Genomic DNA, 13657 nt, shown 5'->3' with positions numbered 1-13657 from the left:
TTTAAGATATTATTAAATTTAACAACCTAAACCATACTGCTAATTGATTTTCATATATTAATTAGGAAACTGTTGCTCACTGCTTTTAAAACATTCAGGAGTAAGAACATTATTAAGAGCAGTATATATAAAACTTTACTGTATGATCTGATGAGGAAGCTATAGCAACATATAATGATATGTCATAGCTGGTTTTCTTCTTTTCTAGCTAACGCCAATGCACTTCTAACAATATTTATTTTACACAAATCCAGTAACTTTGCTGGTTCGGATTGCTTTCGGTTATTTGATTTTCTATTATTGCAGAAATTAACATTTATAGAGATATCATCAAAAAGTTCATGCATAATGTACATTGCGTTATCCTGTAGATTTGCACTATATTTTATATGTGAGATAACTGTTTTGCTTTCTTTTGCCAAATTAACTAGCAAAGATAAATCCTGCTTATCTGTAATTCCTTGATTTTGAAAATAGCTTTTATCTTTTTCTGTTTTTGGTAGATCTTTTATTTTTAAGTACTGAATTTTATTTAGAGATTCTTGTGTTATCTCTTGGTATTTACCATTTGTAAAAAATTCCATGAATTTTACATTTGATATACCTTCTATAAACTTTGTTGAATTTGCATTTGTGCCTAGCAAAGCTTGAATTATATCTCTTGATTTATTGCTTACTTTAAAATCTTTGATGTCACTAAATAATATTTTTGAATTATCAAAATTGAGTAATTGATCAAAATAATCATTCACTTTATTTCTTAAGTATGAAATAATTTTCCTATTTGCTAAGTATTTATATTCCATACTTTTTATAATGTCTTCCATAACGAAATCATCAAAATGTTCCAAGAATAAACTAAATAAAAAGATACCTTTCTGAAGAAAAAGATCTGACTTACAATATATTATGTAAATACACTCCTTGATATGGTTTATGCTAAATATACAATCAATTGCCCTTTCTTTATCAACATCAATAAAATTGTTTTTTCTCAATATTGATAATAAATTAAAATTTATTGCTACCTCTCTTATGTTAGCACCATAAAACCTTTTATCGGAAAGAGTTTTTAACATATCTTCCCTCTCATAGTATTCTATATAATTAGGATGCATAAGCCCTGCAACAAAAAAGTGATAATATGCTTTGCTATAATGATATCTATTTACAAAGCAGTATAATGCATAATGATTTGTTTCAAAAGCAGTGACAAGTTTATTCAAGATTGTTTTATTACTACCATCATCTAAACAATCAAATAGTTCTAAAGCTTCACTAGCACCCTGATCACTTGTATATAGACAACTATTAAATACAATGTCTAGCATTTTTAAAGGTAAGCTATTAATTTTACTAAAGAATTTTCTATTTGTAAGTAGAAGATGTAAATTATTTATTTGAACCTTATGACTTCCTAGTAAATATATTCTTCTACTACCATGCCAAGAATTAAAATTATCTAGAGATTTTCTGAATTGATAGTTGTCATCAATTAATTTCAAATTCTCAATAACATTTGGGTCTTTTAACATAAGAGAAAAATAGCTAAACTTTTCTTCATCCATGTACATGCATGTAAAATAGTTAATTAATCCAGCTAAACCAACCAAACTGGATTCTCTATTAAAATTAGCAGATAAGCTTTCAATTAAACTTTCATCTGCAAATAATATTTTAAAATTTCTAAGTACACTTTCTTGATTTGACAAATTTTCAATACAGATTTTGGCAATTGCTATTGCTGTTTTATTTTCATTATTAAAATGAATAGAGAGATTGCTTAATAAAGCATGATCTTCACATAATTGAGAAATATTATGAAATTCTCTTATATAATAGTTATCAGTTCCATTAATTTCTTTGTGTCTAAATCTCTCCTTATTAAATATAGCTCTAAATAACTCCATATTTGAAATATTGTTCATTCCACTTAGAATCTTTTCAGATGTAAATAATTGAAATACTCTGCTATGATTAACAGGATTTTTAGGGCAATTATCTAAGAGATTAAAAATTATTTGAGATTTTTCTTTACAGGTCACTTTGCCAATAAAATTTATTATTGGTCCGAGATGATCATCTGTTATGCTTTGCAATATACAAGCTCTAAAATGTTCACTATTTAAAATGTATTTAAATGTTTCGTTGTCCTTTAACATGTAGTTAGATAGCTTTGTGACTACTTCTGGACAGTAGATATATAGGGAAGCAATTGTATTGTTAGTTAAACTAGTTTTAAGTAATTCTGAAAACAACTCTCTATTATTTCTTACTCTTTCTAAATACTTAAGATTATCTTTATAATAAATATTATAAATATCATAAGTATTCAATCTCCAAGAATGAAGAAGCACTGACAAAGGTTTTTTATCATCACTATTTTTCATCTTAAGAAAAGCTTTAAAGTTACTTATTACGTTAAGTTTTCCTAATAGTTCTGGAGTAAATAGCCCTAAAACGCGACTAAATTTGACTCCTTCTTTATGCCAAAGAGAAAAGAAGAACTTAGGAAAAAGCAAAACCCTTGTAAGGAAAAAAACTACTGAAAATGGTAATAGAACTATATAAAGCGGAATTAGTAATATTTTCTTTGCAACTTTTTTAAAGCCTTGCTTCACGTTTCCCCCCAATTCTCTTGTTAGGTTATAGTATAATACTAATTTAAGCTTATTAAAATAAGAAACAAAGTTATTTAAAATATAATATCTTTGATTTAAGAAAATATTGCATTCTTTAGTGCCATATAAAATTTAAATATTTACTCTTACTTTACTCTCTCAAAACCACAAAAAAGTATCCATATTTTAGAGAAAAGGAGCCTAAAATGTCACATTATAGAAAGTGAAATGAGGAGATATTCTACAGTATCATTGAGTAGCAAGGTATACATGTATGCAGAATGAAGTAGGCTACTGTAGCAGGTTTAAGGGTATGCTAAAATTAAAATAGAGAAAAATTCGTATAAGTTGCTATGGTGGACCATTCCTCTCTCTCTAAACTTTCTCTCTGTTTCGCCCTTTAATACTGTAGAATGGGCTATAGTAGCGTATACTACTAATAGTATAAAGTGATAAAGGTATCTATCCTTTTGAGAATGAAGCAAACAGGTAAAGTGCAGTAAATATAACATTTATGCTCAGCGCTAACTTTAATCAAAATATATAATCAAGCTTCTTTTAAATTATGCTATGATACGTTCTAAATATTTTGTATTGCTTTTTCTTTTCTAAAATTAAATTAGGCAATTTTTTTCATCTAAATTGGTTTACATGTTGTTATAAAAATACTTCACTATATCAAAATTAGTATGGCCTTTTCAAATTTATGCTAACATAAACAAAATTATATTTTTAATATTCATTTTAAAGGAGGTAATTATGGACCGTGGAGATATTGCAGAGGTTTTATTTTCTTGTATTAGAGAAGATGATCCTTATAGAGCATCTAAACTTCTTCAAATTGAACGTTGGTGTTATGTAAATTGGCATTTGCATCAAAGAGGTGGCAAAAAACAACATAATTTTATTGCACAAGTATTGTCTGATGAAGAATGTTGGGAGAAAGTTAATAATTTACATGGAGTGAAGCTCAATAGACAAATGGTAGGTAAGAAACTTATTTTGCCACCAGACTCAGATAACCCGTTTACTGATGCGAAAAGGTACAAAATTGCATGTGAGTGTTGCTTAGAAGAGGATGTGAGAGCTTTGTTTGAGGAAAGAAAAGAAGAATTATCAGCTCAAGGTAAAAGTAGCTTGTTAGAGTATAAGCACTTAATTGGGTGTTTCGGAGAAGGTGCTTTAGGGGAGTTTTGGTCACATTTTGTTGGTGGTTATGTTTCTAAATTGAATTTGAAAGGTCGTCATATATATGAGTATGGGCTTGACTGTGCTATAAATTGCAGACAAGTTCAAGCAGTTGAGTTCTTTTGGAATAAAATAAAATCATTACCTGAAGATGAATTAAGTGCACAAAAGAAGGATGAAATCTTAATGAAAAATGCAGTTTATGTTGCAGTTGGTCGTTGTAATAGTTATCCTGAAGTATTTGAATTTTTCTTTGATCAGATAAGTCCTGATAAATATCTAGAACTTTTAAGAAGAGACTTTGACCAAGGTAACTACTATGATACTTTATTTACTCTTAAAGACAGTTGTTCTTTTGATAAGTTAAGAACGCTGTTTAATTGCTTACGTTCAAATGATATTGCAGAACGTCATTATTATAGCTTATTAAGAAACATAAGTATAGAAATAAAAGGTTATTCAGAATATTATGCAAAAGCAGGTATAGAATTTCTTATGCATATGTGGACAAAGGAAGGTTTTGATAATCATAGAGCTTTCACATTGCAAGAAGAATTAGTAGAAAATTGCGGATTTATACTACAACCTTTAGCAAGTAAGGGTTATATGGAGTTAGTATGGCTAATATTAGATAAAGCTAATCCTACTCAAATTAGAAAATTTATGGTCTCCCAAGAGGGGTGTTGTATACGCTCCGCATTAAAACAAAGAGATGATAATTCATTAAATAGATTTTTAGCCTATGATAAGTCTGTTGGTGAAGATCCTAACCAAGAAAATATGCCTGGCCCAGGTGGTGATCTATCTGAGATGGAATTTAGAAGGGTACACGGTCAGTCCAATTTAGGATTGGGTAAATAGAAAAAATTGTATATTAATAGGAGGTTTTATGCCAAACCAAGAAAAACCACAAGATTTTGAGTTAATAGAATTATTAATTCGAGAAGTAGGTTTAAATGTAGGAGCTAATCCAAGTACTTCAACTCAACAAGGAAGTGATTTTGAATCTTTCAAAGCAAGGTTTCAGTCATATATAGATCAGATTCCATCATATTTACATTCAGTAGGTAAAGAAGGTTTTTTTCCTCATTTCTTTTTAGGAAGCTTTTCTACTTTGGTAGACACAGAAACTGCAAAAAAGTTAGATATTAAAAAAATTTATTTTAAATTTGATGATTCAAAAACTTTAAAAGTGGCTGTTATAAGAAAAGGTGATATTACAAATCAGAAAAGCTCTATTGAGAAGGTAAATCTTTTTGTGATTTCAGAGTCTGGTAAGACTGATAGTAAGAGTAAAAAATTTACCTATGGTGAGCTAGAAGAGATACTGGGTCAATCAAATTTACCTGCACAGAATGAACATGTGAGAAGTGTTAGGGATGATCTTAAAGTTAAATTAGTAAAAATTGTTAAAGCCACAGGGGAAATATCTGTTGAAGTAAAAGATGACAAATTGGATAAGAATACTTCTACAGCGCATGAATTCAAGGAGATAAAGAAAGGATTATGGAGTAATCCGGAAAATGATATAGCTCAGCTTAGTAGTTCAAAAAAAAATACAGTGAAAGATGTTTTAGGAAATGTTCTTAAAAAAGTTAGTAAAATCCACTCAAAATATAAGGATTCACTTATTTATGCTAAAGAAGCACGAGAGGCGGCACATCATGGGTTTATAGCAGGAGCTCTTGTGAATTTCCGCTATAGACATAATCTTAGGGTTTATCTAGAGCAGTTTGCAGGAAGAGGTTACGCTGACATTATTTTAGTGCCACGTGGTAAAGAACGAGCATTAGATACTATTCCTATTGTTATAGAATTAAAAGCCGCTACTAAACAAGAGTTAAAAGAAGGTAAAATAGGGGAAAAGAGTGAAACTACACCAGCTGCTGCTTTAAAACAGGCAGAAGATTATACTAAAGGTTTTCAACCAAACGTGATGAGAGTTTTAACTACTGCAGATGATATTTTATGTGTTGGTGTAAACCTTGATCATCCATCTCCCATTTCAGATATCGTTGCTAAGTCACGTGATCAAAAAATTATACCTCTTTTTAATGATATGTTAGGATCTATTGATGAACGAAACAGTGGTAAAATTGATGAAGGAGAGTTAAAAAAGCAAATTCAAAATAATATAGAACGTGTATATCATACATTTCCTGGCACGGGAGAGAAGGGAGATAATCATTATTTTAGTAGGTTTCTGTTAGGACAATCACTATTGTTAAATGAAGTTAAGGATTTAAAGACGAGTTTTGAAAAACATATTTTTGTTTATGAAGAAAACGTACCTACTGAAGTTCGTTTAGAAAGTAAAGGTAGAGGTATTCCTCAACGCCAAGCAGCCAAGAAGGCAGATGAAAAGTTAGCTGAGTCATCTAGGCTTGATGAAAGTCATGCAGTTGTAACAATGGTATTTGTTCCAGAAAGTGATAAAAAATCAGCTTATGTAATGAATATTGTTGAATCAGATGGAAAAGCTGAAATATTAAAAAAAGGCATTCCTCTTAATAAACTTGAACAAAAGATAGGAAATAGAAAGATAGTGGAATTAAATCTTAATTTTAATATAAAAGAACAAAAATCAGATTTTAAAAAATATTTTAGTGTTGAAGTTAATGAGCCTATTTTTCTAGGAGAGTATAATGGTAAAAAATCTGATAAGTTTAAAGGTAATTTTAAGAATGTTCCTTACCCTAAGGATTTTAAGAAAACATTTGATGAAGTACTAGTATCTCAGCTTGCTCCTTCACAAGATCAATCTTCATCAATAGGTAAGTACAAGAAGTTATTTGGCAAAGTAGGCGAGGCAATGTTACCTTTTAAAGGTTTAATAGAAAAAGAAGCACATACTCAGGCAGTATTGCATGGAGCATTTGACCATTATAGTGATATCAAGCTAGGAGAGCCACAACAAGAAGATAGAGCGTTAATATTAACAGAGTTTCAAACAGGTAGGGGAAAACGCATTGATATGCTAGTTCATGGTATTAAGTTTGCAAATCAAGCTAACAGTGCTAAAGAGTATGATCCGGTAGGATTGGAGGTCAAAGGACCAAGGGAAGGTAAGACAGCTGATGCATTAATAACAGAAGCAAATGATCAAATAACTAAAGAGTATACAAAAGGTGTTACTTATAAAACGCTCACAGATGGCAACAAAGTAGCTTTTATGGGTATTGTATTTGATAAAGGAGCAAATAATGCAAATTCTCTTATTTTAGTAAGTAAAGATGAATTTACTCCTGTTAAGGTAGTTCATAGCTCCATTTTTAGTTTTAGCCAATGTGCAACAAGAAAAAGACGTGATATAGGTATACCATGCATAGATTCACTTGATGAAGAAAAGATCACAGAGGAAGGAAAAAAGCAACTTATTAAAGAGTTGTTCAATGCTGACAAGGTAGTAGAAAAAGTAAAGAACATCGAGTTCTATGATCAGCTTTTCAAGCTTTCTCAGCAGATATCTGAAGGTGAAATTATAGACAAAAATGTTGAAGAAGCATTTGTAGCAAAGATTAAAGATATAGATCTAAATTCAATAGACCCAGAAATTAAGGATATTGTAAAGGAGATGAAGGATAATATAGAAAATAAAGAAGAAATAAAAAATATCCTTAGAAGATCCGGAGTAGCAGAAAAAATAGGAAAAGTAGCAGAAGGTGCAGGTCTTGCCTTTACGGCATTTTTAGTTGGTAAACATATAGCAAATGGAGATGTAGAAGGGCTAGGTTATGATGCATTAAATCTCTGGGTAATGCCAAAGATTGGTGAAAAGATCTCTGGAAAAATATTAGAGTTAGGAACAAAGCTTGATTCTCAGATGTTAAAAGGATTTGCCCCAGTTATGGGACGTGCTATAGGTAACTTTGCAGCATTTTTAGGGCTAGCAGAGTCAATAAAAGCAAGGCAGAATGCAACAGATCCTGTAGATATAAAGATTGCTGACTTAAACATCGCAACTAATTCCATCTTTATAGCTGCAGATGTACCTGTAGTTGTTACTGAAACAATGTCAGTAGCAGGTTTAGAAACCGGGGTAATAGGAGCATTTGCTGGTCCAGTTGGTGCTGGTATCTCAGTTGCTGTTATTATCATATCGCAATTTGTAGAAGCAGAGCTTGAGGTAGAGAAGCTAAAAGAGCACATAAGTCTTACAGATCAAGAGAAGCATGATCTTTATTGGGATTTTTTCTTGGGTAAAAAAATACAAGATTATATAGAACGTGATATAGAAGCAGAAAATATTTATAGGCAATATATATCAAAGATCTTAGATCAATTTAAGAGTGGCTATGATACAATAGCTATTTCACTGCCTTCTATACTAATTACAAAAGAAAAATATGTGACTAATAATAATTCTCGAAAGAAGAGACAAGGAGAAGAAATAACGAATTGGTTAAGGGCTCATGATAGATGTATTACTAAAACAAGAGTAGTTAATAATGAGTTTGGTCTTGACTTAAGCACAAATATTACGCACCTATTTCCCATTAGTGGTACTAGTCATTACTCTAGAATAATTCCTGGTGTCATTAAAAACTATAATTTAGTCTGTGGGCCACTTAATGATAATGTTGTAAAAATTACAGAAGAACTTTTAAGTGGAAGCGTTTTGGATGTATCAAATGGGTGGTCGTGCGGTAATTCTTCACCACATAATAATGAAGTGTTAAGTAAAACAAGAGAAGAATGGTCTTTACAAAAATATACGACTGATTGCTATAACGCAGTTTTATACAACAGGAGTAATTCTTCTGGGCCTGTAAAGATGTTATTTTATATGTCTAATAACAATGCTTTTATAAATGTGACTTCTAATTATACCATTGATGTTATTTTTAATGGTAAGAATATACTACTTAATAGTTATGAAATCGATAATCAAGGGTCTAGTGTACAGAATAGGTATTATTTTACAAATCAGTTAAGTAATTGTGATATTCATAAACAAGGAACAAATTTCTTCTACATAACAAAGGATAATTTTGTATGTAATTTAGGTGGATCTTCTATTGGACAAAATAATATAGTTGTAACGCGAGGTAATTTTACAGATTCAGAGAATATACACTCTATTATTGGCAGTGACAAAACTAACCATATAGAAGTTTCTCATGCAGGTTATGTAGATGGTAAGGGTGAAAATGATGTAATAACAGCAAAAAACTTTACTACAATAAAGGGTTATTTTGGTGATTCTATTTACGGAAAAGGTTTGGTATTATTACCGATAAATTTTAATGATATAGGTAATGTAACTCATGCTAATAATATAACAAACATCTACAATAAAAGTGGAGATTTTATAAGCGTGGAAAAACAGACGTTAGTAAAAACAGCAGATGATTTATTTGTAACTCCAACAAAAGTAGATATTAATGGTATAGTAACAAATTTACAAGTAACAAAGAGTGTGGGTAGCAATGTTATATTAGATGATGAGTTAGATAGTTTGCGAAAAATAGACAATTCAAACTTTAATATCACAAAGCAATTATTGAGCACTAATTATCATAGTACTATAGGTAGTGCTAGTAATCATATTTTTTATCCTGATAAAGAGCATCATAATTTTTATTGGGAAGCTTCAAGCAATATAAGTCACCTTTATCTTTTTGATGAAAGAAATGCTAATATTACGATTGCTAAAGCAAATGGTATATTAGATTTTAGCCAACTAAATAGTACATTAAATGATATGCCATTTATAGAAAATGATAAGGGAGAAATAAAGATTAACAAAAATGGCCTAAATGTAACCCTGCTACCAGGTTATAAAGATATTACAGTTACATTCGACGGGGAAGAATATTACAAATTTCAGGATGGGGAACTAGAGCGTGATTATTGTTCTCACAGCTTAAAAATAGATGGAAGATTTAGCGTTAATGGCACTGATCTTTTAAATCATTATAATTGTTTCACATTTGACTCAGACAAAGTGCTTTTTTTGAAACTAAATAATGATTTGCTACTGCTATCAGATAAAGGGGCATTATCAATATCAGATTATTATCCTTCTGTTCATAAAAATTGGAATTTATCTATAGAATTAAACAATAGAATTATAGAACCAGAAGAATTTGAAGAGATAGATGATGACTTTAGTTCTTTCAGGTATTACCAACCAGGTGAACAAGGCTTACAGATTTATCATAATCAACCTGTTAATAAGAATGATATTGGTTTAGTTGATTTTAAAGATAAGTCTATATTAAATTTTGATATGAAAGTTATTAATGATAATTTATTGTTATTATACAAAAATAATACCCTCGTAAAAGTAGAAAATTGGAGTACTTATCAGCCAACAAGAGAAATGATGTTTGCTTTTAACGATACAATAGTTTCTAATTCAAGGTGTATAGCTTCTACTTGTAATTCAGAAGATGTTATAGTGGAATTTAGTAAAGAAAAAGCAGTTCTATTGACAAAGCAGGTGTTTGATGCTGTAGTGCAATCTAACATTGATATAGCAAAAGACTTAGTCAAGAAAATTGAAAATATTGACACTAGGGGTAATTATGAATTGACACTTTTATATGTAGCTATTAGAGAAAATAGGTTAGATGTGGTTAAACTTCTTTTTGATAGAAAATATGTTAGTGTTGAAGGTAGAGATGCTTATTACCATACTCCTTTGCACTGGGCTATTCAGAAAGATGGATAAATAATGCTGAATTATTGAATATATCAAAACCTGCAACTTGGCTCAACAATGTTTCTGTTACAGGGAATTTAACGAAAGTGGTGGGAGTATAATATATAACCTACCAAACCTACTGTACTGCTATGTATAGTTATTTTAAGCTATATCTCTTTTAGTAGATTATTTAGTTAGGCTTTAAATGTGGATTCAAGTTGTAGAAGATGATGGTACTAGTTAAGGCTTTAGCAGCATTCAAGTTAATGTAATAAAAAAGATGTTGTTAAAACTGATTTAGGTAACATACATCCATGAAAGAACTATCATTTCTGCAACTTTTCAATCTCATCTAAAGATAAGCCAGTACACTTGACAATAGTGTCAATATCAACATCATTAGCTAGCATAGCCTTTACCACTTCAATTTTCCCTTCAATTTTCCCTTCAATTTTCCCTTCAATTTTGCCTTTTTCAGTACCGATTTGGATACCTTTTTCAGTACCGATTTGGATGCCTTCAATTTTCCCTTCATCGAATTTTTGAGCTAAAGCAGCGATTTCATCTCTAAGACGTTTTTTTCCTTGCTCATAGGCTGATAATTCTTGTTCTGACCAGTTAAATTTATTCATTTCCTCATAGGCACGTTTAATAATTAAATCACTACCAACTATTTTATCTAAGTCCTCTTCCCTTGTTTCTGCGGCATATTTAAAGAAATAACACCATTTTTCAACAATATTTTCTAATTGATCTTCTTTAGTCTTAGAAAACTTGGGTAGTTCAATAAATGTAAAGTAGATGTCTTTTAAATCATGCTCAAAGCTATCTCTATCTAAAATAACATGATCTGACTTATAGCCTATTTTGTCAGGAAAAATAATGCAATCAGCAACAGCAACAAAGATTATTTCCTTAAGATTATGATATTTATCCCCTTGATCTGCTTGACCTGAATAGGCTTTAGCGGCATAGTATTGAGCACGTTTTTCAAAGCCTTTGGTTTTAGTGAATTGCATCTCGACAATATATTTGATGTTTTGAGAGTCCTTACATAAAATATCAACTATGCTCTGTTTTTTAGAGGCAATCTCAGGATCTAAAACAGTGGTTAAAAACTCAACTTCCAAAATTGCACCTAAACCAGTAAAACCAAGAATATCATTAAGAAAGTGAATGAGGATATCTTTATTCTTTTCAGAACCGAATATTCTCTTGAAGGCAACATCATTGCGAGCATCGAGAAATTTAGAAATAGTCATATATAGAAAGGGAATAAAACCTTAATAATTATACCCTATTTAAAGTAACTTTACAAACGTAAAGCTAGGTAATAGACTGACCCAAAAAGTTAGGGATAGTGTGGCGATAATTCTATTAGATGCAAAAACGATTAACCGCATAGCAGCAGGAGAGGTAATTGAAAGGCCAGCCAGTGTTGTAAAAGAATTAGTAGAAAATGCTATAGATGCCGGTAGCAGTGAAATAGAGATAAAGATAGAGAGTGGTGGGCGTAACCTCATTACTGTTTTAGATAATGGTAATGGCATAGAGAAGGAAGATATTGAACTGGCATTTAAGCGCCATGCAACTTCTAAACTTAAAAATGATGATGATTTGATGGAAATAAAACATTTAGGGTTTCGGGGAGAAGCACTACCTTCAATTGCTGCAGTAAGTAGAATAAAACTTTCATCGCGAGCAAAAGCTGCTTGGAGTATAGCTTATGAAGGTGGAGAAAAGGTGATGGATCTTACTCCTGCTTCTATTCCAGGTGGTACAGAAATTGAAGTAAGGGATTTGTTTTTTGCCACTCCTAATAGACTTAAATTTTTAAAAACTGAAAGAGCAGAAACTCAAGCAATTGTTGACATTATAAATAACTTGGCCATGATAAACCCCAGCATCGGTTTTACTCTTAGCGCCAATAACAAAAGGCTTTTAAAATATAATAAGCAAGAATCACTACTGTTTAGGTTACGCGAGATTGCCAAGGAATTTGCGGAGAATTCTCTTAAAGTGAGGGAAGAAGAGGAAGGCACAGGCGTAACAGGCTACATCTGCAAACCAACAGTAAATCGTGGTAACTCCACTATGATTTATACCTTTGTCAATAGTAGACCAATTAAAGATAATACGTTAATAGGAGCTATAAAGTATGCATATAATGATTTTATTCCTAGTGGCAGGTACCCAATTGTTGTACTACATTTAGAAGTGCCTTACGATCAGGTAGACGTGAATGTGCATCCCAATAAGCTAGAGGTAAGATTTAGAGATAAAAAGCTTATATATGAGGTAATTACCAGAGGATTAATTAAAGCCTTATCAACAAGATTAAGTGATAAGAAAGATATTCCTCTGAGCCCATTTGAGAAATTTATTGCCGATGATAAGATTAGTGAAAACAGTAAGGATAATAGAAGGAATCAAGCTAAAAGACCATCTCCTTTAGAAATGAATAAATTCCCTGATTTAGAAACAAAAAGGGATAGTTTTTTAGTAGATAAATCATACTCTTTGGATCTACAAAAAGAGTTAAAACCTTCTCAGCAAACAGATATTTTAACTAAAGAGCAGATAAATATAGTAGAAGAATATCCTTTAGGGCTTGCACGTTGTCAGGTTTATAACACTTATATCATCGCACAGTTAAAGGATAGGCTAATTATTGTCGATCAACATGCAGCTCATGAGAGGCTTGTTTATGAGTATTTAAAAGGGATAATAAAAAAATCAGGGATTAAAAGACAAAAATTACTTATTCCTGAAACTGTAGTAATAAGTAGCCATGCTGGAGAACTTATAGCAAAGTATAAAGATAAGCTTGGTGAAATGGGTTTGGGTCTTGAGATTGCCTCAGATATACTAGTGACAGTCAAAGAAACCCCAGCAATTTTTGGTGCAATTAATGTCAAAGAAACGGTATTGGATTTAGCCGATAATCTGATAGCGATGGAAGATACTTTACCGATAGAAGATAAAATGAAAAAAATTTGTGCAACCATCTCCTGCCATGGATCAATCAGAGCGGGAAGAGCTATGAAACTTGAAGAGATGAATGCTATGCTCCGGCAAATGGAAGAGACCTCATTTTCTGGCCAATGTAACCATGGTAGACCCACCTATATAGAAATGAAACTCTCTGACATTGAAAAGCTTTTTGAGCGGAGATAATCTTTACTCAGGTATGTAATCT

5 protein-coding genes are annotated in these 13657 nt (G+C 31.2%); 3 read left to right on the top strand and 2 right to left on the bottom strand.

Annotation, left to right across the window (positions count from 1 at the left end):
• Positions 1-182: 182 nt before the first annotated feature.
• Positions 183-2621 carry a hypothetical protein gene (locus AACL19_RS03150; RefSeq protein ID WP_339046590.1) on the bottom strand — a complete coding sequence of 813 codons (2439 nt, stop codon included), beginning with the start codon at positions 2619-2621 and terminating at the stop codon, positions 183-185.
• Between the two features lie 759 nt (positions 2622-3380).
• Here AACL19_RS03150 and AACL19_RS03145 point away from each other — a divergent pair.
• Positions 3381-4670 carry a hypothetical protein gene (locus tag AACL19_RS03145; protein ID WP_339046588.1) on the top strand — a complete coding sequence of 430 codons (1290 nt, stop codon included), beginning with the start codon at positions 3381-3383 and terminating at the stop codon, positions 4668-4670.
• 28 nt (positions 4671-4698) lie between these two features.
• Positions 4699-10485: an ankyrin repeat domain-containing protein gene (locus AACL19_RS03140; protein ID WP_339046586.1), complete on the top strand. Its 5787-nt coding sequence runs from the start codon at positions 4699-4701 to the stop codon at positions 10483-10485.
• A gap of 299 nt (positions 10486-10784) precedes the next feature.
• Here the strand turns inward: AACL19_RS03140 and AACL19_RS03135 are convergent, their stop codons facing one another.
• Entirely contained in the window at positions 10785-11720 is a 936-nt protein-coding gene (locus tag AACL19_RS03135) for an Rpn family recombination-promoting nuclease/putative transposase (protein ID WP_339046584.1), read from the bottom strand.
• Positions 11721-11820: 100 nt separating this feature from the next.
• Between AACL19_RS03135 and mutL the strand changes: the two genes are divergently transcribed.
• Positions 11821-13635 carry a DNA mismatch repair endonuclease MutL gene (gene mutL / locus AACL19_RS03130; protein WP_339046582.1) on the top strand — a complete coding sequence of 605 codons (1815 nt, stop codon included), beginning with the start codon at positions 11821-11823 and terminating at the stop codon, positions 13633-13635.
• Positions 13636-13657 lie beyond the last annotated feature (22 nt).

The organism is Candidatus Mesenet endosymbiont of Agriotes lineatus (assembly GCF_964019585.1).
Taxonomy (GTDB): domain Bacteria; phylum Pseudomonadota; class Alphaproteobacteria; order Rickettsiales; family Anaplasmataceae; genus Mesenet.
The sequence above is the reverse complement of the archived record's forward strand: the minus strand, read 5'-3'. Positions and strand labels throughout refer to the sequence as shown.